Genomic DNA, 20,327 nt, shown 5'->3' with positions numbered 1-20,327 from the left:
GTCGTCGCAACTGGGCTCAGGCCGGGCGGGCGCCGAACTTCTGCCGAAACTCATCGTGGAGGTCGCGGCGCCAGCGCCGGCCATAGACATAGCCATTGATCAGTTCGGGCAGCGAGTAGCCGAGATCTTTCGACGAGCGGTTGGCCATGTAGCCCGAGAAGGCTTCCGGGATCCGGCACTTCAGAATATCGGAAATGATCTGCCGCATGATCATGTAGGGCGGAATATGCGGGTAGGAGCGGGCAATATTCGGGTGTTTGCGCATCAGGTTCGCATAGGCTTCGACATAGCCGCGGCGACGTCGCGAAATCGAATTGTCCGAATTGTGCTTCGTCCAGTCGATGTTCTGGGACAACTGCGCGCCGAAGCGTCGGGCAAGGCGCAGCAGCAGTTCCCGATCCTGCATCCGGGCGATGTCGCTGTCGTAGCCGCCGATGGCCAGCAACGCCTCGCGGCGGGCTGTTATCGCCGATCCTGCGATCAAGATTGTCTCCGCCACCAGCGTTCGCTCCAGCGTGGCCGAGTTGAGGAATGCATCGCGATTGATGCAATTGGTGGCGCGTCCGGCCTTCAGGGAGATATATGAGCTGATCAGCACTTCCAGCGCCGGATCGGCATCGAACCAGGTCAGGGTTCGTTCAAGCCTGTGCGGCAGATAGATGTCGTCGGAATCGAGGAACGTCACGACCGGTGCTCGCGCGCGCTCGATGCCCGCATTGCGGGCGGCATTGGCGCCTCGCCATTTCGCACCGACATAGATCAGGCGCGGATCGCGAATGCCGGCTAGCGCCGCCGCGGTTCCGTCCATCGAGCCATCGTCAACGACAATATGCTCGAACCTCGGCATGCTCTGGGAAAGTACACTTTCCACGGCGCGCAACACCGCCTCCCGCCTGTTGTGGGTCGGCGTGATCACTGTGATGAGAGGAGCGTGCTCTGTCTTCCCGGTCATATTGCGTCAGCCATTTCCAGCGCAAAAATGCGCTTCCTGCCAGGTCTTTCGATCTTCAGGACGGTCAAATGGATCGGACTCCCCCTTCCATATCCCCCGTATTGGCCATGACGCTACAGAAAACAAGCGTCCGTGTCACCCCATCGTGATGCTGCTCAATGCGTGCAAAATGACGAATTCCAGAAACTAGCGCTTCAACTGCAACACTATTGCCGCGCGTTATGCTTGCAAATCGTCCTTGCGACGAACGACGCGTCTGTAATCCGGATGCGTTCCACTACGTCAGACGTAATCGCATCGCGGCCGGTGTTTCGGTAGATTGCCGTCGCGAGGCCGGCTGGTCGGCTTCGGTTCCCGAGGGAATACAGTCATGACTGCTTACGCCGTTGCCCATATGCGCCAAGCCCGGATGGGTCCGCAGCTTGTCGAATACCTGCAGAAGATCGATGCCACGCTGGACCCTTTCGGCGGCCGTTTTCTGGTCCATGGCGGCGATGTCGAGGTCATCGAAAACAAATGGCCGGGCCACCTGATCATCATCGAATTTCCCGACAGGCAGCAAGTGCGCAGATGGTACAATTCGGCCGCCTATCAGGCGATACTGACGTTGCGGACCGACAACTCGGAATCCGACGTGATCTTCGTCGATGGCGTTGAGCATCCACATAAGGCCACGGATGTCCTTGACCAGACGTGAAGCCGACGGTGGCGCGGCGATTGGAGCAATTCCAGGAAAAGTGTGAAACGGTTTTCCCGGGAAAAGCGCGTAGCGCTTTCCCTAAGGGAATTGCGTCAAAACAAAGAGATAGCGGGATTACCGTGTCAGCAAGAACACCGCCTGCTGGCCGAAGAAATTCCAGAACCACCACGGCATCGACAAGCCGATCTTCTGGCCATTGGCGTCGAGTGCGGTTGCCTTTTCGACCGTCGCGCCAAGCTCGTCGCACAGATTGACGAAGTCGCGGATGGTGCAGAAATGGATGTTGGGCGTGTCGTACCAGGAATAGGGCAGGTCCGTGGTCACCGGCATGCGGCCGTTGAGGAACAGCGACATGCGGACACGCCAATGGCCGAAATTGGGGAAGGACACGATGGCGCGATTGCCGATCCTGAGCAGTTCGTCGAGAACCAGCTTCGGGTTGCGAGTGGCCTGCAGGGTCTGCGACAGGACGACGAAGTCAAAGCCCTTGTCGGGATAGAATTCCAGATCCTTGTCGGCATCGCCCTGGATGACGCTCAAGCCGCGCGCCACGCATTCGTTGACGCCACGCTGCGACAGCTCAAGGCCGCGGCCGTCGACCTGCTTGGTGTCCTGCAGCAATTCGAGCAGCGAGCCATCGCCCGAACCGACGTCGAGCACGCGCGACTGTGGCGGGATGAGGTTGGCGACGACTTCGAGGTCGACGCGCTGGTTGCGGCTGACGTTCATGGCTTCGCCTCCCGCTTGGCGCATGATCCTGGACGGACAAGTCTGCAACTTTCCGGGGTCATGTGCTGAGCCCTCTCGCCCGTGCCGCAGAGCCGATGAAGCCGTTGATGGCGGCAAACAGTTCCGGCTCGTCGAGCAGGAAGGCATCGTGGCCGCGGTCGGTCTCGATCTCGACGAAGGACACCGACGCACCGGCGGCGTTGAGCGCATGCACGATCGAGCGGCTCTCTTCGGTCGGAAACAGCCAATCCGAGGTGAAGGACACCAGGCAGAAGCGGGTTTTCGTGCCGGCGAACGCATCCGCCAGCCGGCCGCCATGATCGGCGGCGAGGTCGAAATAGTCCATCGACCGCGTCATGTAGAGATAGGAATTGGCGTCGAAGCGATCGACGAAGGTCATACCCTGGTGGCGCAGATAGCTCTCGATCTGGAAGTCGGCGTCGAAGCCGAAGGTGAGCGCCTCGCGATCCTGCAGATTGCGGCCGAACTTCCGGTGCAGGGCGGCTTCCGACAGATAGGTGATATGGGCGGCCATGCGCGCCACCGCCAAGCCCTTTTCCGGGCGTCCGCCGTGCTCGAAATATTTGCCGCCATGCCAGTCCGGATCGGCCATCACGGCTTGCCGGCCGACCTCGTGGAAGGCGATGTTCTGCGACGAATGGCGCGCACCGGTGGCGATCGGCAGCGCCGAGAAGACGCGCTCCGGATAGCTCGACGCCCATTCCAGCACCTGCATGCCGCCCATCGAGCCGCCGAGCACGCAAAACAGTTTTTCGATGCCGAAATGGTCGATCAGCATCTGCTGCGCGCGCACCATGTCGCGGATGGTGATGATCGGCAGGTCGAGCCCGTACGGCTTGCCGGTGGCGGGATTGGTCGAGGCCGGGCCGGTCGAGCCCAGGCAGCCGCCAATGACGTTGGAGCAGATGACGAAGAAACGGTTGGTATCGATGATCTTGCCGGGGCCGATCAGCACTTCCCACCAGCCCGGCTTGCCGGTCACCGGATTGGTGCTGGCGACGTGCTGGTCGCCGGTCAGCGCATGGCAGACGAGGATGGCGTTGGAACGGGCATCGTTCAGCGTGCCGTAAGTCTGGTAGGCGATCTGGAACGGCGACAGCAGCGTGCCGGCATCGAGCTTGAGCGGTTTGTCAGGCCCAAAACGCAACACCGGGCTCGACGGCTGGTCAGCCTCGTTGTTGGGTTTTCGAACGCGCAGAGCGGCCATTGCATCCATCTCACACTTTGAATCCACGCACCGTGCTTTCGAAAATCGATGCCGATGCGGTGCCCGGCCGGCGCGGACAACAAAAAACCGGCATTGCAGTCGCAAAGCCGGTTACAGGATGCAAACGGCCCTTTAGCAAGTTGTTTAACGTGGCTGCAAGCCGACCGGCCAAATCACCACGAAGTTCGCACCTCTTCTAGGGCTGCGGCACGCCGGCGTCAACGGCCAGCGCAGTCCAGAAGCTGCCACCTCTCGACATTGCGGGCCGTGGCTTGTATTTCCGCTGCGGCTTCCAGGCGGAAGCGTTCTCGACGGATTTTTATGACATGAGCCAGACACCGGACAAGGCACGTCCAACCCCGCGCGCGGGCATCATGGACATCGACGCCTATGTGCCGGGCAAGAGCACGGCGCCCGCCGGCGTCGCCAAGGTCTACAAGCTGTCGTCGAACGAGAATCCGCTCGGTCCGTCGCCGAAGGCGATCGAGGCGGCACGGGAGATTGCTGGAAAGCTCGACGTCTATCCCGACGGCACCGCCAGACGGCTGCGTGAAGCGATCGCCGAGGTGCATGGTCTCAACGCGCAGAACATCATCTGCTCCAACGGCTCCGACGAAATTCTCGGGCTTTTGGCGCAGACCTATCTGGCGCCCGGCGACGAGGCGATTTTCACCGAACACGCCTTCATGGTCTACAAGATCTACATCCAGTCGGCCGGCGCCATTCCAGTCGCGGTCAAGGAGACCGACGAGCGTGCCGACATCGATGCGATCCTGGCCGCCGTTACGCCGCGGACGAAAATCGTGTTCCTTGCCAATCCCAACAATCCGACCGGCACCTATGTGCCGTTCCAGGAGGTGCGCCGCCTGCATGCCGGCCTGCCCAAAAATGTGCTTCTGGTGCTCGACGCCGCTTACGCCGAATATGTCCGCCGCAACGATTATGAAGCCGGCATCGAGCTGGTCGGCGGCGCCGAGAACGTGGTGATGACCCGCACCTTCTCCAAGATCGGCCTGGGCGGGGCGCGGATCGGCTGGATGTATGCGCCGATGCACATCGTCGACGCCATCAACCGTGTGCGTGGCCCTTTCAACGTCAATGCGACGGCGATCGAGGCGGGCATCGCCGCGATCCGTGACCGCGACCACGTCCAACGCAGCGTGATGCATAACGAAACCTGGCTCACATGGTTGAGCGAGGAGTTTGGCAAGCTTGGGCTGCGGGTGACGCCAAGCGTCGGCAATTTCATCCTCATCCATTTTCCCGACGACCAGAAACATTCGGCAGCTGCGGCGGACGATTATCTGACGGCGCGCGGCTATATCCTGCGGCGCGTTTCCGGCTACGGCTTTCCCAACGCGCTGCGCATGACCGTCGGCACCGAAGAGGCCAATCGCGGCGTTGTCGCCGCTCTCACGACATTCCTGAAAAGCTAGAACACCATGACATCACCGATGTTTGAAAAGATCGCGCTGGTCGGCATCGGCCTGATCGGCTCGTCGCTGGCCCGCGTCATCCGCCGCGAGGGCCTCGCCCGCCACGTCGCCATCTCGACCCGCAGTGCAGCGACGCTGGCGCGAGCGCAAGAGCTTGGGCTCGGCTCCTCCTACACCACCGATGCGAAAGAAGCGGTCCGCGATGCCGATCTGGTCATCGTCTCGGTGCCGGTCGGCTCGTCCGGCGCGGTGGCCGAGGAAATCGCGCCGGCACTGAAGAAGGGTGCGATCCTCACCGATGTCGGCTCGACCAAGGCATCGGTCATCGCGCAGATGCAGCCCTATGTGCCTGATGGCGTGCACTTCATTCCCGGCCACCCGCTGGCGGGCACCGAAAAATCCGGCCCGGATGCCGGGTTTGCCGACCTGTTCGACAATCGCTGGTGCATCTTCACCCCGCTGCCCGACACCGACCCGGAGGCGCTGGAGAGATTGTCGGAATTCTGGCGCCGTTGCGGCGCCAACATCGACACGATGGACCCCCAGCATCACGACATGACGCTGGCCATCGTCTCCCACCTGCCGCACATCATCGCCTACAACATCGTCGGCACCGCCGACGATCTGCAGTCGGTGACCAAGTCTGAAGTGATCAAATATTCAGCTTCGGGTTTTCGCGATTTCACCCGTCTCGCCGCCTCCGATCCGACCATGTGGCGTGACGTCTGCCTGCACAACAAGGACGCCATCCTCGAAATGCTGTCGCGGTTCTCCGAAGATCTGGCGTCGCTGCAGCGGGCGATCCGCTGGGGCGATGGCGAAAAGCTGTTCGACCTGTTCACCCGCACCCGTGCCGTGCGCCGCTCGATCATCGAGGCCGGCCAGGACATCGACGTGCCCGATTTCGGCCGTCAGGCGGTCGAGCACCCGGCCAAGAGCTAAGTCTGATTCAGACAGGCCAGGTCACAGCAACCATAGCCAGCGTCTCGGCGCGGCCGGGCGCGCCCAATCTGCCGCCGAAGCGCAGGCATTTGAGCGCGGCGGCCGCACTGGCGAAGCGCAAGGCCTGCTCGACCGGCATGGCTTCCGCCAGCCCGACGGCAAAGGCGCCGTGAAAGACATCGCCGGCGGCCAGCGTGTCGACCGCCTTGATTTTTGGCGCCGCGACATGGCGCGATGATCCCGTCGCGCGATCGAACCACCAGGTTCCAGCCGCGCCGCCCGTAACCGCGACAAATGCATCGCCGCGCCGGGCAAGTGCCTCACAGGCCTGGCGCGAATCCAGTTCCGCGCCGCACAGAATGCGCGCCGCCGGCTCAGAAGCGACGACATGGGATGCGAGCGGCAGCAGCAGCTCCAGCACGTCCCTCGGCGCGGTATCGGCATCGAGGATAGCCGGCCGGCCGATGGCGCGCGCCGCCTCCAGGGCAAGGGCTGCGGCACAGGGCCAGCGGACGTCGACCAGCACGGCATCGAATGCGGAGAGGTCGGCCGCCGGTAGTGCCTCGGGATCGACCTGGGCTTGGCTGTCATAGAAAGGCACGATGATGCGCTCGCCATGCGCGTCGACCAGGATCGCGGCCAGCGCCGAGCGCGCGCCACTGACGCGGCGCACGAAGCTGCAATCGACGCCTTCCGCCTCGATCCCGGCGATCAGCTGATCGCCGACAGAATCGTCACCCGCGCTCGCCCACAGCGATACGTCGGCGCCCAGGCGATGCGCGGCGCAGGCCGCGCTCGTCGCCATGCCCGCGGCGATCTGGACGCCGTCGGAGGCGATGAACTTGCCCTGATGGTCGGGCAGCGTCTCGACACGCAGGATCGTATCCAGCGTCAGGGCGCCGACACTCAGCAGTTTCACGGGCCGGTTCATTTCAGGGGATTCATGCGGCGCACTTCAAGTCTTTGCCTGATGCATGTCGTTGTCCCAAAACCGCTGCGCACCTTTGGGCGACATGCACTTATTCCAACGGCTTGATCTTGCCCAGCGGGATGAAGCCGAGCGAGGCCTTGCCCTTGACCACCTTGAGCGGCATCGACGGTTCGTTGCCGAGCAGCGCCAAGGCAGCAAAGCCCTGCTCGATCTGGCTTTTCTGCTCGGGGATGGCACCGCCGAGGATGGCCGCCACGGCCTTCGGGTCCTTCAGCTTGATCATCAGGTCGGCGTCGATCAGGCCTTCGGCATCGACCGACAGCGGTCCGGAAACGGTGACGCGCGCCGTGCCCGACGACAGGTCGAGGTTGCGGATCTCGATCGCCTGGCCGCGCAGGCTCTTCATTTGCGTGCCGATCAGCGCCACTCCGTTCTTCAGCGTCACGTCGCCGCTGGCATCGAGCGCCGGCAGCACGCGCCCGCCGATCGCGTCGGAATCGATCTCGAGATCGCTGAAGTTGCCGAGATAGTCGATATCCCTACCGTTCGGCTGCAATTGGCCGTCCGCCTTGCCGGCGCTGAACAGTTCGACCGGATCGGTGTCGTCGGCCGGATCAGTCTGGCCGGAGAGGCCCTCGGCCTGCAGCGAAATCCGCCGTGGTAGCGGCCATGACAGTTTGACGTTGGCCTGCAGATTGTCCCAGTCGATCCACAGCGGCACCATGCCCGGAACGGAGGTCCTGAGCGGACCGCGCAGATCGGCAACCGGCGACAGAGGCTGGGTGATCTGGGCGACGGCATTGAAGCTGCCGGCCGAGGCCGCGACGTTCTTGGCATCGTCCTCATAAGCGAGATTGTCACAGGAGATGGCAAAGCTCAGGGGATAGCCGCTGACCTGGAGATTGGCGCAGCCGGCCTGGACGCCACTCTTGTTGAGCGTGGCAACCGCCTTGTCGGCTTCGCTTCTGACCCGGTCAGCCAGATAGAACCAGCCAGTGCTGTAGATGGCGAACAACACGACGATGAACGCGGCAAGCCACAACAGGCGGCGTCGGCGCTTCGGTTGGCGTTCGTCACTTGACGTCATGCTTTGGCTCTCGTTAACGCATGGGTGTTGTAGGCGGACTCGCGATTCCGACAACGATAGGTAGACAGAGGCGGACGGAAAAAACACCGATTCCGGTGCGGTGCTGCCACTCTTTTGCAATCAGGCGCGGCGATATGGGCGATTTTTGGGTGTTTGGCTATGGGTCGCTGATCTGGCGGCCGGGTTTCGCGCATGTCGAAACGCAACGTGCCCGCCTGCACGGCTACCGGCGCTCGCTGTGCGTCTACTCCTTCGTGCATCGCGGCACGCGTCAGCGGCCGGGGCTGGTGCTCGGTCTCGACCGTGGCGGCTCCTGCGTCGGCCTGGCGTTCCGCGTGCCCGGCGAATTGCGCGACGAGGTCATTGCCTATCTGCGCGAGCGCGAACTGGTCACCAACGTCTATCTCGAACGCACGCTCAAGGTTCGCCTCGACGGCGGCGGCACGGTCGAGGCGGTGGCCTACATCGTCGACCGCCAACATGAGCAATATGCCGGCGCGCTCGACGCGGCGGATGCAGCGGCGGTGGTGCGTGGCGCGGTCGGCCAGTCCGGCAACAATGAGGACTATGTGATCAGCACGCTGGAACACCTTGAAGCGCTGGGGATAAGCGACCATTGGCTGGAGGGTGTGGCGCGCCTGGTCGCGCCTTTGTGAAGCGCTGGCTCTGCGGAAAAAGCGGCCAGGCCTTTGACCTCGATGAGGCAAGACCTAGGTTAGGTTCCGAGCCTCAGCCAGGGCTGCATTCGCCCGCCCCCAATATCCCGGAGATACGCCTTGCAGAAACGCCGTCTCGGTCGCACCGACCTTTCCATCGCGCCGCTGGTTCTGGGTGGCAATGTCTTCGGCTGGACCGCTGACGAGAAGACCTCGTTCGACCTGCTCGACCGCTTCGTCGGGGCCGGTCTCAACGCCGTCGATACCGCGGACGCCTATTCGCGCTGGGTGCCCGGCCACAAGGGCGGCGAATCGGAAACCATCATCGGCAAGTGGATGAAGGACCGTGGCAATCGCGATCACGTCGTGGTGGTCACCAAGGTCGGTTCGGATATGGGGCAGGGCCACAAGGACCTGTCCGCGGCCTATATCGAAAAGGCCGTCGACGCGTCGCTGAAGCGGCTGCAGACGGACGTCATCGACCTCTATCTGTCGCACTGGCCGGATCCGACCACGCCCTATGAGGAAACCCTTGGCGCTTACGAGAAGCTGCTCGCCAAGGGCAAGATACGCTATGCCGGCTGCTCGAACCTCGACGCCGGCCAGTTGCGCGCCGCACTCGATGTGGCAAGCCTGCGCAGCCTGCCGCGTTACGAGGTGCTGCAGCCGGAATACAATCTCTACGATCGCTCCTCCTTCGACGGGCCGTTGCGCGATCTGTGCGTGGCCGAGGATATAGGCGTCATCACCTATTTCAGCCTGGCCAAGGGCTTCCTCAGCGGCAAATACCGCGGCGAGGCCGATCTTGGCCAAAGCCCGCGTGGCGGCGGGGTGAAAGACTACCTCAACGCGCGCGGCACGCGCATCCTCGCGGCGCTCGATGCGGTGTCGGCCAGGCATTCGGCCAAGCAGGCGGAGGTTGCGCTTGCCTGGGTTATCGCGCGGCCAGGCGTCACCGCGCCGATCGCCAGTGCCACCAAGCCTGAGCAGATGGACAGCCTGATCAAGGCGGCATCGCTGAAATTGACCGCCGACGACATGGCCGAGCTCGACAGAGCGAGCGGCTGAACCTTCCGGCAGCCGCTGCACGCACGAACGTCCAAGACCACCCGCTTGTCTTGCCATACCGTCCGTCGCACGGAGCAAGGCAGAGGGTGAGATGGCCGAACCGCTTCTTTCGCAGCAGGATTTTTGGCACCAGCTGCTCGCGCTGCTGCTTGCCGCCGCCGTCGTCATGGGCAGCCCGGGGCCGGCAACGATAAGCGTCACCGCCGTCGGAGCCGCCTTCGGGATGCGCCACTCGCTGCGCTATACCTGCGGGATCGTCCTGGGTACGATCGCCGTGCTGCTGGTTGTGGCGACCGGGGTCATGGCGGTGCTCACGTCGATGCCGAGGCTGGCGCCGCTGCTGGCTTTCGCCTCCGCCGCCTACATCCTCTATCTCGCGTTCAAGATCGCCGCGGCCCCGCCGTTGGCGGCGCGCGTGGCCGAGGCTTCGCGCCCGACATGGCTGGCCGGGTTTCTGCTGGCTGTCGCCAACCCAAAAGCCTATGTGGCGATCGCCGCGGTGTTCGCCGGCGCCTCGTCGAGCCAAGGCGCCCGCGATATCGGCCTATGGCTCAAGCTCACCGTTCTCGCGCTGATGATCGTCGCCATCCACGCTCTGTGGCTTGTCGCAGGCGCAGCGTTCGCCCGCTTCCTGCGCCAGCCCGCGGCCTCGCGGATCATCAATCTGGTCTTTGCCGCGACGCTGGTGTTGACCACCGCGCTGGCCGTGTTCGGCTGAGTGTCGGGTCAGGAGCCTTTCAGGCTTTCGCGCCGAGTTCCCGCAACCGCTTCATTGCCGTCGGCGGAAAGGCCGGCGGGTTGGGCGCGCGGGATGCCTCGATGAGGAGCTGGTCACAGGCAGCCTCGGTTTCACCGATCAGCCGCTCCATGAATTCCTCCTTGCTCAAGCCGGGCGGGATCGGCGGCAGGAACCGGGCCTTGATCGTGCCGGGGTAGCGCAGGAATTTGCGGCGGGGCCAGTAGAGACCGGCGACATGGGCGACCGGCACCACTGGAACGCCAAGCTGCGAATAGATTTCGACGATGCCGTATTTGTAGGCCGGCTCGTCGCCCGGCGCGCGGCGCGTCCCCTCCGGATAAATGATCAGCTGGCGTGGGTTGCGCGCCATTTCCTGCCTGGTCGCGGCGACCACTGCCTTCAGCGCCTTGGAGCGGCTGCCGCGGTCGACCGGGATCATGCGCATCTTCATGATGTACCAGCCGAAGAACGGGATCCAGGTCAGCTCGCGCTTGAGGATATAGAGCGGGTCCTGGAGGAAGGGGAAGAAGGCGATCGCGTCCCAGAACGACTGGTGCTTGGGCGCCAGGATGAAGGAGCCTTCCGGCAGGTTTTCCTGGCCGGTGATGTCGTTGCTGGTGCCGGCGATCTTGTCATAGAGCCACATCGAGGTGCGCGACCAGAACTTCGGCACGAACCAGGCGCGGTGGCGAGGCGACAGGAAATAATAGGGGGTCCAGAGGATCATCTGGACGATCAGATTGACGTAGAAGACGAAATTGAACGCCAGCGATCGGACATAGAGCATGGGGGAGGCCCGGTGAGGAGGTGTGCGTTGGTTACACCAAGCGCGGGGAAAAAGGAAATGGCCGCAAGCCGCTCTGACCGGCGAAGAAGAACGATCGTCGATCGGTCCGGTTCAGCTACATCAATCGCGCCAGACGCTCCTTCAGACGCGGCGCCGCGAAATCGAGAAATGCGCGCAACTTGACTGGCAGCAGGCCGTGGCCGGCATGCACCAGGCTTACCGGCCATGGTTCAGGCTCGAACTCCTGAAGCAGGATGCGCAGCGTGCCTGACCGCAGTGCGGCTTCGATCTGATAGGAAAGCACTTTTGTCAGCCCGACGCCGGCAATCGCCGCATCGATGGCCGCCTCGGCGGTGTTGACCTGAAGCCGCGAGCGGACCTGAACCGGGACTTCCATCCTGTCCTGGGTGAAGCTCCAGGTGGCGGCGGAAGCAAGTCGCTCGAACGTGATGCAACTGTGTGTTTCCAGATCCTGCGGGGTCATCGGCGTGCCATGTTCGGCCAGATAGGCCGGGCTCGCACAAGCGACGCGGCGGATCGAGCCAACAGCAATGGCGACCAGGCTCGAATCGGGCAACTGGCCGATGCGAATGGCGAGATCGAAATGGTCCTCGACCAGCTGGGTTATGCGATCTGCGAGCGTCAGGCGGATGTTCACGTCGGGATAGGCCGCGAGAAAGCCGGTGACGACCGGCAGCACGTGCAGGCGACCAAAGACGACCGGGGCGGTGATGGCCAGTTCGCCAGTCGGCGCGCTGTACTCGCCGGCTGCCGTGCGTTCGGCTTCGCCGACGTCGTCGAGGATGCGGCGGCAGGCGGCAAGATAGGCCTGGCCGGCATCCGTCGGCGTCAGCCGGCGCGTCGAACGGTTCAACAGGCGTGTGTTCAGATGTCGTTCGAGATCGGAAACCTTGCGGCTGACCGTGGCCAGCGGAATGCCGAAACGGCGGGCCGCGGCGGAAAGGCTGCCTGCCTCCACCGCGGCGACAAAGAGCGACATGGCTTCGAGACGATCCATAGCTTCTTCCAGAAAATGGAAGGACGGATTGCGAATATGTCATCTGCATTTGAAGGATGGAAGGCTTTATATGGGGATTCTTGGCCTGTCTGCAGCATGGCCTCGACGAGCAAGGAGTTACCATGTCTGAAAGCCGCCCACCGCTGCCGCCATTCACAGCCGAGACTGCCGCGCAGAAGGCGCGCATGGCCGAGGATGCCTGGAATTCGCGCGATCCGGCCCGGGTCGCGCTTGCCTACACAACGGATAGCCGCTGGCGCAACCGCGCCGAGTTCCTGCAAGGCCGTGATGCCATCCAGGCTTTCCTGACGCGCAAGTGGAGCCGCGAGCTCGACTACCGGCTGATCAAGGAGGTCTGGGCCTTCCACGGCAACCGCATTGCCGTGCGCTTCGCCTATGAATGGCACGACGACAGCGGCTCATGGTTCCGCAGCTATGGCAACGAAAACTGGGAATTCGACGAACACGGGCTGATGCGCCTGCGCATCGCCAGCATCAACGACCTGCCGATCGGCGCGGCCGATCGCAAATATCACTGGCCGCTCGGCCGGCGCCCGGACGACCACCCGTCATTGTCGGAGCTTGGGCTTTAGGATTGTCCGGGCAAGGAGGCTTTAATGAATGCTCACGCTTTCACCAGCGACGTCGCCTTCACGCCGACCGTCAAGGCGATCCAGGCCCGCAAGGGGTCACGCCAGTCCTATGCCCGCGTCGAGGAGCGTGGCGGCTGGCAAGCTGATATCACGCCCGACCTTGCCGCCTTCATCGAGATGCAGACCAGCGTCTTCCTGTCGACGGCCAATGGCGATGGCCAGCCTTACATCCAGCATCGCGGTGGACCCGCCGGCTTTCTCAAGGTGCTGGATCAACACACGATCGGCTTCGCGGATTTCTCCGGCAACAGGCAGTTCATCACGCAGGGCAATCTGGCCGACAATCCGCAGGCATTCCTGTTCCTGATCGACTATGCCCACCGACAGCGCATCAAGATCTGGGGCACGGCCCGCGTCGTCGAGAACGATGCCGAGCTGATGGCAAGGCTTATGCCGCAGGACTACAAGGCCCGCCCCGAGCAGGTCATCCTGTTCACGGTCTCGGCCTGGGACTCCAACTGCCCGCAACATATCCCGCAGCGGTTCGAGGCGGCTGACGTGGCAGCGGCGCTCGGTGAACGGGACAGGCGTATCGAGCGCCTTGAACAGGAGATCGCGCGCCTCAAAGGGATTTCAGGCGCTGCCGCCGGGGGATGATGGTTCAGCCGCCGGCCGCGGTTTCGGCCAGCGCGATGCCGTCTGATGTCGGCTTCATCGGCACGATGCCGCGCGCCAGCGCCAGCAGATATTTGTTGTATTCGGTGAACAGCACGCGCAATGCCCGCGGCTTGGTCAGCCAGCTGCCATTGTCGAGGTTGGTGTTGACCACCGGATAGGGCTCGAGCTTGGCGCCATGCAGCAGCCGGCCCATTTCCAACAGGCTGCGCGGCATATGATAGTTGTTGGTGACGAGGATCACCGTGCCGTAGGCATGGCTCTCCACCCATTTGGCGCTCTCCTCGGCATTGCCGACAGTGTCCAGCGCGGCGCGGTCGATGTCGACGCAGCAAGAGAACAAGCGCTTGTCGCCACCGATTGCCGCTTGCAACTGGCGACGGCTGGCGGAAGGATGCACGCCGCTGATCAACAGCCGCTCGCCCTTGCCGGACGCCAGCAGATCCATCGCGGCGTCAAGGCGGGACTGGCCGCCGGTCAAAACGATGATCGCGTCGGCCTTGGCCGGATCGGCGGGCGTCGTCAGATGGCTGACCTTGTTGGCGAACCAGCCAAAGCCGCCAGCAAACAATGTTGCGAGTATGAGCAGAGAGAGAGCGGACACGCGCAGCGCAGCTTTCAGGCGGCTGAGCTTGCCATGGCCGAGCGAACGGGCAACCACCACTGGCATCTGCCCAGCCGTTCCGGTCGATTCCCGCGCGTCCATCGCCATATGGTTAATCCTGAAATGCGGCTTTGGGTAGTTGAAAGACGCACTTTGCGTTACGCCAATTCTCCATCCGTGATCACCCTGTCTTTACCGATGTCATTGCCCGAACTGGTCTCTGCCTCTAAGCGATGTTGATTAGCCGGCATCCGGCTGGCGGACCTCGATGTCGCTGAGATAGGCGACGACGGTGGCGTGCGAGGTTGCCGCCGTCAGTCCGCCGATCACCAGCACCATCAGCACGACACCGAGATAGCCCGCCGAACCGATGGCGAAATTGCCGAACAGCGCGGTCGCCTGGTCGGCCTGCGGCGTCGCCATGTTGCGCGACGACCACCAGGAAAAGACGATGAACACGAGCACTGCCGCGGCTCCGCCGGCGGCAGCACCCTTCATGCCGGTGACCAGGAAATGCCGGCGGAATTCGCGCGCGATGAAGCGCGCCTCGGCGCCGACGAAATGCAGCACCTCGATGATGTGGCCATTGCCAGCCATGGCACCACGCGTCGCGAACACCACGGTCAGCACGGTCGCCGACAGCATCAGCGCCAGCACGGCGATGCCGATGGTCACCGTCGTGCGGGCCATGGCCACCAGCCGGTCGACCCAGGTGCGGTGATCGTCGAGCGATGCGCTCGGCAATTTCGGCGTGATCGCGGCGCGCATGGCGGCGAAATCGGGCGGGCTGTTCTCGTCGATGGTGACGATGATCAGGCGCGGCACGGGCAGCTCGTCGATGTTGAGGCCGGAACCCAGCCACGGCTCCAAGAGCCTTGCGGTCGCCTCGCGATCGATGATCCGGGTCGCCTTCACGCCGGGGAACTCGCTGGCCATCTGCGAGGCCTGGGCAAGGGCGGCCTCCATGTCGAGGCCGTCGACAGGCTTGATCTGGATCGTCGCCTCGCGTGAGATCTGGTTCTCCCAGACCGAGGCGGTGTCACGCACCAGCGTCACCGCGCCGAAGGTCAGGCAGGACAGGAAGGTCATGATGGCGATGACCAGCACCAGTGCCCGGCCGGCAATGTTCTGCGCCGGCACGATCGGCGCCATCCTGCGCTGGGCACGCGGCCTTGCCTCGGCCGCCTCGGCGTCCTGCCCCTGGTGTTCAAGATGTTCGGCGGACAGCTCAGTCATAGATGTCCAGCCTTCCGCCGGCCAGGATCATGCGGCGCGCGTCGACCTGTTCCATCAGGCCAAGGTCGTGGGTCGCGATCACCACGGCGGTGCCCAGTCGGTTGAGTTCGATGAACAGCCGCAGCAGGCGTCGCGCCAGTGGTGGATCGACATTGCCGGTCGGCTCGTCGGCCAGCAGGATTTCCGGCTGCTCGATCAACGCACGGGCGATCGCGGCGCGCTGCTTCTCGCCGCCCGACAGCACCGGCGGCAGCACATGCATGCGCTCGCCCAGCCCGACCCATTTCAACAGCTCGGTGACATCGGTGCGGTAGCTCGCCTCCTCGCGCCCGCGCACGCGCAGCGGCAAGGCCACGTTCTCGTAGGTGGTCATATGGTCGAGCAAGCGAAAATCCTGGAACACCACGCCGATGCGGCGCCTCAGATGCGGCAGTTCGGCGCGCGAGATGCGCGAACGGTCCTTGCCGAAGATGGTGATCAGCCCGCGCGTCGGTTTCAGCGACATGAACAGCAGGCGCAGCAACGTCGTCTTGCCGGCGCCCGAAGGCCCGCTCAGGAACTGGAAGGAGCGCTCCGGGATGTGCAGGGAAATGTCGCGGAGGATTTCCGGACCCATGCCATAGCGGAGGCCGACATTTTCGAAGCGAATCAATTTCGACGACCTGAAATTCGCGGCGGCAGCGAGCCAGCCTGTTCTGGGAAAAGACCATCGGCCGGCATGGTTAACCGGCGGTTAATTGCTGGGCTCTTTCGGCTCTTCACGAGGGCTCCGGTGGGGAAGCGTTAACCATTTGTGTTTACGAAAAAGAAACGAAAAGCGAACACGTGCTGCAATGCTGGGGCCATGATGGCTGAGGATCGAACCGCGCGCCCGGTTTCCGGCGAAATCATGACCGATCCGGCGGCAATTGCCGCAGCGGACCGGTTCATGCGCGCGCCAGCGGCCGATATCGTCGATGCAGACTATGTGGTGATGCCGCGCCTTGTTCCTGCCGCAGAACGCGTTTCGCCGCTGCCGCGTGCAATCGTCACGCCGTCTATCGAGGGCATGGACATGCTGCGCAAGCCCGAAGCCCCGGCGGAGCGGATGCCGGCCTCGCGCGGCGGGCCGATCTTCTGGATCGCCGGCATTGGCGCCGCGTTGGCCGCCTTCTGGGTCTCCGGCGGGCATGCGCTGGTGCGCCAGGCGCCGTTCCTGTCCAGCGCGCAGGCGTCGGCGCTGAGCATTTCCGGCGTCACGTCACGCGTCGATGCCTCTGGGCCGAACCCAGTGCTGTTCGTCGATGGCGAGGCCGCCAATGATGGAGCGAAACCGGCGCCGCTGCCGCCGCTCGAAATCCGGGTGACCGGCAATGACGGGCGCACGACCCGCTATACGTTGGGGACATCCGGTCGTTCGCTGGCTTCGGGCGAAAGATTCGGCTTTGCCAGCCGGCTCGACGTGCCTATGAACGGCGTAAGGACCGTATCGGTCACTTTCGCGCAGTAGGCGATCCACCAGGGAAGAACCACCAATGCCCATCGTACGCGGCAAGGACATCGAAGTCCTGTTTTCGGCATCGGCGATCGCACGGCGTAATCTCGAACTCGCCAAGGAGATCGCCGGCCACGATTATCACGATTTGCTGGTGATTTCGGTGCTGAAGGGCTCGTTCATCTTCGCCGCCGATCTCATCCGCGCCATGCATGATGTCGGCCTGTCGCCGGAGGTCGAATTCATCTTCATTTCCAGTTATGGCGCCGGCACCACCAGCGGCGAGGTCAGGGTGCTGCGCGACATCGACAATGAGGTCGCCGGGCGCGACGTGCTGCTGATCGATGACATTCTCGAATCGGGCAAGACGCTGAGCTTCACCCGTGACCTGATGCTGTCGCGCGGCGCCAAGAGCTGCGCCATCGCCGTGCTGCTCGACAAGCGCATGCGTCGCCAGACCGCGCTCAACGCCGACTATGTCGGCTTCGACTGCCCTGATTATTTCGTTGTCGGCTACGGCATGGATGTCGCCCATGCGTTTCGCGAATTGCCGTTTGTCGGCGTCGTCAAAGGCGACGTGTGAGCGACTTCCAAAAAGGCTTGTTGGCCCCTGCGCCTTCAGGAAAAGTCAACTTTTCGCAGCCAAATATGCCGACCATGGCAAAGCTTCTGATCGTCGAGGACGATGAGTCCGTCCGCACCCTGGCCGCCCGCGCGCTTGAACGCGCCGGGCACACAATCGATATCGCCGCGGACGGCGCGCAAGGGCTTTCGCTGATCCAGGCCGCGCGTGGCGGCTATGATCTCGTCGTCTCCGACATCCGCATGCCGGAGATGGACGGCATCGAGATGGCGATTGCGGCGGCAGCCCTTTTCCCGTCGATGAAGATCATGCTGATGACCGGCTACGCCGACCAGCGCGAGCGCGCCGAGGAATTGAACGGCGTTATCCTCGATGTCGTGCAGAAACCCTTTACGTTGGCCGAAATCCGCTCACGCGTCGAAAGGGCGCTGATCTGCTTCGCCTGATCAGGCCGGATCGGTTGCAGCGAGCACGGGCGGAGCGCTCCTGCGGCGTTCGGAGTTGAGGGCGAGCAGGCCGGCGCCGATGATCAGGGCCGCGCCGATCACGGTCGTCGACCTGGGCACCTCGGCGAAGAATAGGAAACCCCACAGCGGCGACCACAGGATGCCGGTGTATTCGAAGGTGGCAACGCGGTTGGCCGGTGCCATCCGGTAGGCCTGCGACAGCAGGATCATGCCGGCGGAGGCGACGAAACCGCAGGCCGCCATCTTGAGAAAATCGGGCAACGTCGGCGAGAGCCAGGGCCGCACCAGGAATTCCAGGCTCGGATGGACGGCGTGGGTGATGCCGGCCAGGTGAAACGTGCCGGCAACCACGGCCGCGCCAACCAGATAGGCGCCGTTCTGATAGAAGGCCATGACGGTGGACGATTCGGTATCGCCGATCTTGCGGGCCATCAGCTGCGAAAAGCCGTAGAGCGCCGCCGAGCCCAGTGACAGCAGCGCCGCCCAGTCGAACAGCCCGGCGCCGGGGCGCAGCATCACGAGAACGCCGAACAGCCCGATCAGCACGGTCGCCAGCGTCTGCCAGGAGACGCGCTCGCCAAGATACGGCCCGGCCAGCACCATGATAAACAGCGGCGCCATGAAATAGAGCGCCACGGCGTCGGCCAGCGGCAATGCGGCGATGGCCAGATAATACACCGTATAGGAGGTGAACTGGATGAAGGCGCGCATCGTCAGCATGCCGAATCGCTTCGACAGGATCGCTGGCAAGCCGACATCGGCGTGGACGAGAGCAATCAGGATCGGCAAGGCGACGATCGAGCGGATCGCCATCACCTCGGTCACCGGATAGCCGCTCGACACGGCCTTGACGAGCGGATCCTGCAGCGAAAAAACCAGCACGCCCAGGCACAGGCTCAGGATGCCAAGCACCATCCGGTTCTGCATGTGCCGTCCGGGCTCCCTGCAAGCGAAAAAGAACCCGCCACCGTTTCGGGCAGCGGGCATGAGTGAGGACTCTTCGAATTGGTCCGCGGCCGATTTCGCAGCCGCATATCCAATGGGAGAGGCGACTATCGTCCGGCGTTTGACATGTTGCAAACGAATTGGAATGATATCAGCAATCAAATTCCCTTATGGCGGATTTCATGCGACCGAACCTCGACAGCGACCTCCTGCGCACCTTCGTGGCCGTTGCCGAAGCCGGCAATTTCACCAGGGCGGCGGAGCAGGCCGGCCGCACCCAGTCGGCGGTGTCGATGCAGATGAAGAAGCTCGAGGACCTGATCGGCGACAGCCTGTTCGAGCGCGGTTCGCGCGGTGTCGCGCTGACGCGGCGCGGCGGCGAACTCATCATCAACGCTCGCCGCATCGTTTCGCTGCTCGACGAGACGGCGGCGTCGATGGCAGCGGCGCCGCTTGGCGGGCCGGTGCGCATCGGCATTCCGGAGGAATATGGCCACGCCATCCTGTCGCGCGCGCTCGGCGCTTTTTCGAAGCGCCACACGCAGGTCGAGGTCACCGTGCGCTATGCGCATTCGGGGGCGCAGGTGGCGGCGCTCGCCGCCGGCGAACTCGATCTGTGCGTGGTTTTCGAATGGCAGGATCCTGCCGGCGGCGAAGTGCTGATGCACGATCCGACGGTGTGGGTGACATCGACCCTGCATCACATGCACGAGGAGCGGCCGGTGCCGATCGCGCTCTACAACCGGGCCGGCTGGTGCAAGGACTTCGCCGTCAAATCGCTGGAACAGCGCGGTCTTGCCTATCGCGTCGCCTATACGAGCGACACCACTGGCGGCTTGAAGCTCGCCGTCACCTCCGGGCTGGCGATCGCGCCGATCTCACGCAGCAACATTCCGGCCGGCTGTCGCGAACTGACGTCCGCGGACGGGTTCGGCGATATCGATTCCTCGAATGTGGTGATGCACCGCAACCCGAATGCCTCCGGTGAGGCGATCGACGGCATGCAGGAGGCAATCCGCGAGGCGTTCGTCAACAGGCAGATTTAGTGCATGTCGCCCAAAAGTATGCAGCGGTTTTGGTATGACGACATGCACAAAACAAAGACTTAAGCGGCCGCTTCCTCGTAGAAATGCAGCCGGTTGCCGAACGGATCGGCGACCGATATTTCGTGGGACTTCCACGGTGTCTCTTCCAGGCCCGGCCTGGCGAAGCGGTAGTTTTTGCCGATCAGCTCGCGATGAAATGCTGCGATGTCCTCGACCTTGATGCGCACGGCAATGCCAGGTGCGCCGTCGCCGTGATGTTCGCTGAGATGCAGCACGCAGCCGTCGCGGCCAACCGCCATGTAGAGCGGCGCGTTGTCGTCGAAGCGATGCTCCCATTGCACCTCGAAGCTGAGGAAGCCGACATAGAATTCACGCGCCTTGGCAATGTCGAAGATGCGCAGGATGGGCGTGACAGCGCCAAGTTTCGGCAT

General features: G+C 63.5%; 24 protein-coding genes and 1 riboswitch. Of the genes, 12 read left to right on the top strand and 12 right to left on the bottom strand.

Going from position 1 to position 20,327, the window contains the following annotated elements; translation table 11 throughout:
* Window positions 1-16 precede the first annotated feature (16 nt).
* Entirely contained in the window at window positions 17-952 is a 936-nt protein-coding gene (locus B5V02_RS11300) for a glycosyltransferase family 2 protein (protein ID WP_111544287.1), read from the bottom strand.
* A gap of 370 nt (window positions 953-1,322) precedes the next feature.
* Between B5V02_RS11300 and B5V02_RS11295 the strand changes: the two genes are divergently transcribed.
* The gene (locus tag B5V02_RS11295) at window positions 1,323-1,649 is read left to right on the top strand and encodes a DUF1330 domain-containing protein (RefSeq protein WP_111544286.1); all 327 of its coding nucleotides are present in this window, start codon (window positions 1,323-1,325) and stop codon (window positions 1,647-1,649) included.
* 117 nt (window positions 1,650-1,766) lie between these two features.
* On the opposite strand, the gene metW is transcribed toward B5V02_RS11295, so the two are convergent.
* Window positions 1,767-2,381, bottom strand: coding sequence for a methionine biosynthesis protein MetW (metW, locus tag B5V02_RS11285; protein WP_111544524.1), 615 nt, complete (start codon window positions 2,379-2,381; stop codon window positions 1,767-1,769).
* Between the two features lie 58 nt (window positions 2,382-2,439).
* Window positions 2,440-3,609 (bottom strand): homoserine O-acetyltransferase MetX, encoded by a 1,170-nt coding sequence (gene metX, locus B5V02_RS11280; RefSeq protein ID WP_111544523.1) that lies wholly within the window; start codon window positions 3,607-3,609, stop codon window positions 2,440-2,442.
* Window positions 3,610-3,721: 112 nt separating this feature from the next.
* A riboswitch (SAM riboswitch) is annotated at window positions 3,722-3,799 on the bottom strand.
* Between the two features lie 136 nt (window positions 3,800-3,935).
* On the opposite strand from metX, the gene hisC reads away from it, so the two are divergent.
* Window positions 3,936-5,045: a histidinol-phosphate transaminase gene (hisC, locus tag B5V02_RS11275; RefSeq protein WP_111544522.1), complete on the top strand. Its 1,110-nt coding sequence runs from the start codon at window positions 3,936-3,938 to the stop codon at window positions 5,043-5,045.
* A gap of 6 nt (window positions 5,046-5,051) precedes the next feature.
* Complete coding sequence (locus B5V02_RS11270; protein ID WP_208647070.1) at window positions 5,052-5,987, top strand: prephenate/arogenate dehydrogenase family protein; 936 nt, start codon at window positions 5,052-5,054, stop codon at window positions 5,985-5,987.
* Window positions 5,988-5,994: 7 nt separating this feature from the next.
* On the opposite strand, the gene B5V02_RS11265 is transcribed toward B5V02_RS11270, so the two are convergent.
* Together B5V02_RS11265 and B5V02_RS11260 are read right to left on the bottom strand one after the other, a co-directional pair.
* Window positions 5,995-6,918 (bottom strand): sugar kinase, encoded by a 924-nt coding sequence (locus B5V02_RS11265; RefSeq protein WP_111544284.1) that lies wholly within the window; start codon window positions 6,916-6,918, stop codon window positions 5,995-5,997.
* Between the two features lie 88 nt (window positions 6,919-7,006).
* Complete coding sequence (locus tag B5V02_RS11260; protein ID WP_111544283.1) at window positions 7,007-8,005, bottom strand: DUF2125 domain-containing protein; 999 nt, start codon at window positions 8,003-8,005, stop codon at window positions 7,007-7,009.
* A 134-nt stretch (window positions 8,006-8,139) separates the two neighbouring features.
* Between B5V02_RS11260 and B5V02_RS11255 the strand changes: the two genes are divergently transcribed.
* The 3 genes from B5V02_RS11255 (at window position 8,140) to B5V02_RS11245 (ending at window position 10,447) form a co-directional block, all read left to right on the top strand.
* Window positions 8,140-8,661, top strand: coding sequence for a gamma-glutamylcyclotransferase (locus B5V02_RS11255; RefSeq protein ID WP_111544282.1), 522 nt, complete (start codon window positions 8,140-8,142; stop codon window positions 8,659-8,661).
* A gap of 120 nt (window positions 8,662-8,781) precedes the next feature.
* Window positions 8,782-9,729 carry an aldo/keto reductase gene (locus tag B5V02_RS11250; RefSeq protein ID WP_111544281.1) on the top strand — a complete coding sequence of 316 codons (948 nt, stop codon included), beginning with the start codon at window positions 8,782-8,784 and terminating at the stop codon, window positions 9,727-9,729.
* Between the two features lie 91 nt (window positions 9,730-9,820).
* On the top strand, window positions 9,821-10,447 hold the full coding sequence (locus B5V02_RS11245; RefSeq protein WP_111544280.1) for a LysE family translocator: 627 nt from the start codon (window positions 9,821-9,823) through the stop codon (window positions 10,445-10,447).
* A gap of 19 nt (window positions 10,448-10,466) precedes the next feature.
* On the opposite strand, the gene B5V02_RS11240 is transcribed toward B5V02_RS11245, so the two are convergent.
* Entirely contained in the window at window positions 10,467-11,255 is a 789-nt protein-coding gene (locus B5V02_RS11240) for a lysophospholipid acyltransferase family protein (protein WP_111544279.1), read from the bottom strand.
* 115 nt (window positions 11,256-11,370) lie between these two features.
* Complete coding sequence (locus tag B5V02_RS11235; protein ID WP_111544278.1) at window positions 11,371-12,273, bottom strand: LysR family transcriptional regulator; 903 nt, start codon at window positions 12,271-12,273, stop codon at window positions 11,371-11,373.
* A 122-nt stretch (window positions 12,274-12,395) separates the two neighbouring features.
* On the opposite strand from B5V02_RS11235, the gene B5V02_RS11230 reads away from it, so the two are divergent.
* Together B5V02_RS11230 and B5V02_RS11225 are read left to right on the top strand one after the other, a co-directional pair.
* On the top strand, window positions 12,396-12,866 hold the full coding sequence (locus B5V02_RS11230; protein WP_111544521.1) for a nuclear transport factor 2 family protein: 471 nt from the start codon (window positions 12,396-12,398) through the stop codon (window positions 12,864-12,866).
* Between the two features lie 24 nt (window positions 12,867-12,890).
* Window positions 12,891-13,523 carry a pyridoxamine 5'-phosphate oxidase family protein gene (locus B5V02_RS11225; protein WP_111544277.1) on the top strand — a complete coding sequence of 211 codons (633 nt, stop codon included), beginning with the start codon at window positions 12,891-12,893 and terminating at the stop codon, window positions 13,521-13,523.
* A 4-nt stretch (window positions 13,524-13,527) separates the two neighbouring features.
* Here the strand turns inward: B5V02_RS11225 and B5V02_RS11220 are convergent, their stop codons facing one another.
* The 3 genes from B5V02_RS11220 to ftsE all read right to left on the bottom strand — a co-directional run bounded on the left by B5V02_RS11220 (window position 13,528) and on the right by ftsE (window position 16,033).
* A complete protein-coding gene (locus tag B5V02_RS11220; protein WP_111544276.1) occupies window positions 13,528-14,253 on the bottom strand; it encodes a YdcF family protein in 726 nt (241 codons plus the stop codon).
* Between the two features lie 132 nt (window positions 14,254-14,385).
* Window positions 14,386-15,381, bottom strand: coding sequence for a cell division protein FtsX (locus tag B5V02_RS11215; RefSeq protein WP_111544275.1), 996 nt, complete (start codon window positions 15,379-15,381; stop codon window positions 14,386-14,388).
* A complete protein-coding gene (gene ftsE, locus B5V02_RS11210; RefSeq protein ID WP_027023302.1) occupies window positions 15,374-16,033 on the bottom strand; it encodes a cell division ATP-binding protein FtsE in 660 nt (219 codons plus the stop codon). The genes B5V02_RS11215 and ftsE overlap by 8 nt, the downstream gene beginning before the upstream one ends.
* A 192-nt stretch (window positions 16,034-16,225) precedes the next feature.
* On the opposite strand from ftsE, the gene B5V02_RS11205 reads away from it, so the two are divergent.
* The 3 genes from B5V02_RS11205 (at window position 16,226) to B5V02_RS11195 (ending at window position 17,884) form a co-directional block, all read left to right on the top strand.
* Entirely contained in the window at window positions 16,226-16,870 is a 645-nt protein-coding gene (locus B5V02_RS11205; RefSeq protein WP_111544274.1) for a hypothetical protein, read from the top strand.
* Between the two features lie 25 nt (window positions 16,871-16,895).
* Window positions 16,896-17,438, top strand: coding sequence for a hypoxanthine phosphoribosyltransferase (gene hpt, locus B5V02_RS11200; protein WP_111544273.1), 543 nt, complete (start codon window positions 16,896-16,898; stop codon window positions 17,436-17,438).
* A gap of 74 nt (window positions 17,439-17,512) precedes the next feature.
* Window positions 17,513-17,884: a response regulator gene (locus B5V02_RS11195; RefSeq protein ID WP_167458462.1), complete on the top strand. Its 372-nt coding sequence runs from the start codon at window positions 17,513-17,515 to the stop codon at window positions 17,882-17,884.
* On the opposite strand, the gene B5V02_RS11190 is transcribed toward B5V02_RS11195, so the two are convergent.
* A complete protein-coding gene (locus B5V02_RS11190) occupies window positions 17,885-18,832 on the bottom strand; it encodes a DMT family transporter (RefSeq protein ID WP_111544271.1) in 948 nt (315 codons plus the stop codon).
* A gap of 200 nt (window positions 18,833-19,032) precedes the next feature.
* Here B5V02_RS11190 and B5V02_RS11185 point away from each other — a divergent pair, with 200 nt between their 5' ends.
* Complete coding sequence (locus tag B5V02_RS11185) at window positions 19,033-19,896, top strand: LysR family transcriptional regulator (RefSeq protein WP_111544520.1); 864 nt, start codon at window positions 19,033-19,035, stop codon at window positions 19,894-19,896.
* 59 nt (window positions 19,897-19,955) lie between these two features.
* Here the strand turns inward: B5V02_RS11185 and B5V02_RS11180 are convergent, their stop codons facing one another.
* Complete coding sequence (locus B5V02_RS11180) at window positions 19,956-20,327, bottom strand: glyoxalase superfamily protein (RefSeq protein ID WP_111544270.1); 372 nt, start codon at window positions 20,325-20,327, stop codon at window positions 19,956-19,958.

Source organism: Mesorhizobium kowhaii (assembly GCF_003253745.1).
GTDB classification, from domain to species: Bacteria; Pseudomonadota; Alphaproteobacteria; order Rhizobiales; family Rhizobiaceae; genus Mesorhizobium; species Mesorhizobium kowhaii.
Note: the sequence above shows the minus strand (reverse complement) of the source record. Positions and strands in the feature narration are given on the sequence as shown.

Coding starts and splice junctions, on each gene's coding strand:
- B5V02_RS11260 (WP_111544283.1), bottom strand. CDS start 8,005: ATGACGTCAAGTGACGAACGCCAACCGAAGCGCCGACGCCGCCTGTTG.
- B5V02_RS11225 (WP_111544277.1), top strand. CDS start 12,891: ATGAATGCTCACGCTTTCACCAGCGACGTCGCCTTCACGCCGACCGTC.
- B5V02_RS11235 (WP_111544278.1), bottom strand. CDS start 12,273: ATGGATCGTCTCGAAGCCATGTCGCTCTTTGTCGCCGCGGTGGAGGCA.
- B5V02_RS11270 (WP_208647070.1), top strand. CDS start 5,052: ATGACATCACCGATGTTTGAAAAGATCGCGCTGGTCGGCATCGGCCTG.
- B5V02_RS11245 (WP_111544280.1), top strand. CDS start 9,821: ATGGCCGAACCGCTTCTTTCGCAGCAGGATTTTTGGCACCAGCTGCTC.
- B5V02_RS11195 (WP_167458462.1), top strand. CDS start 17,513: ATGGCAAAGCTTCTGATCGTCGAGGACGATGAGTCCGTCCGCACCCTG.
- B5V02_RS11215 (WP_111544275.1), bottom strand. CDS start 15,381: ATGACTGAGCTGTCCGCCGAACATCTTGAACACCAGGGGCAGGACGCC.
- B5V02_RS11255 (WP_111544282.1), top strand. CDS start 8,140: ATGGGCGATTTTTGGGTGTTTGGCTATGGGTCGCTGATCTGGCGGCCG.
- hpt (WP_111544273.1), top strand. CDS start 16,896: ATGCCCATCGTACGCGGCAAGGACATCGAAGTCCTGTTTTCGGCATCG.
- hisC (WP_111544522.1), top strand. CDS start 3,936: ATGAGCCAGACACCGGACAAGGCACGTCCAACCCCGCGCGCGGGCATC.
- B5V02_RS11240 (WP_111544279.1), bottom strand. CDS start 11,255: ATGCTCTATGTCCGATCGCTGGCGTTCAATTTCGTCTTCTACGTCAAT.
- B5V02_RS11190 (WP_111544271.1), bottom strand. CDS start 18,832: ATGCAGAACCGGATGGTGCTTGGCATCCTGAGCCTGTGCCTGGGCGTG.
- B5V02_RS11265 (WP_111544284.1), bottom strand. CDS start 6,918: ATGAACCGGCCCGTGAAACTGCTGAGTGTCGGCGCCCTGACGCTGGAT.
- B5V02_RS11230 (WP_111544521.1), top strand. CDS start 12,396: ATGTCTGAAAGCCGCCCACCGCTGCCGCCATTCACAGCCGAGACTGCC.
- B5V02_RS11295 (WP_111544286.1), top strand. CDS start 1,323: ATGACTGCTTACGCCGTTGCCCATATGCGCCAAGCCCGGATGGGTCCG.
- B5V02_RS11220 (WP_111544276.1), bottom strand. CDS start 14,253: ATGGCGATGGACGCGCGGGAATCGACCGGAACGGCTGGGCAGATGCCA.
- metX (WP_111544523.1), bottom strand. CDS start 3,609: ATGGCCGCTCTGCGCGTTCGAAAACCCAACAACGAGGCTGACCAGCCG.
- metW (WP_111544524.1), bottom strand. CDS start 2,381: ATGAACGTCAGCCGCAACCAGCGCGTCGACCTCGAAGTCGTCGCCAAC.
- B5V02_RS11185 (WP_111544520.1), top strand. CDS start 19,033: ATGCGACCGAACCTCGACAGCGACCTCCTGCGCACCTTCGTGGCCGTT.
- B5V02_RS11205 (WP_111544274.1), top strand. CDS start 16,226: ATGATGGCTGAGGATCGAACCGCGCGCCCGGTTTCCGGCGAAATCATG.
- B5V02_RS11300 (WP_111544287.1), bottom strand. CDS start 952: ATGACCGGGAAGACAGAGCACGCTCCTCTCATCACAGTGATCACGCCG.
- B5V02_RS11180 (WP_111544270.1), bottom strand. CDS start 20,327: ATGCCGAAACTTGGCGCTGTCACGCCCATCCTGCGCATCTTCGACATT.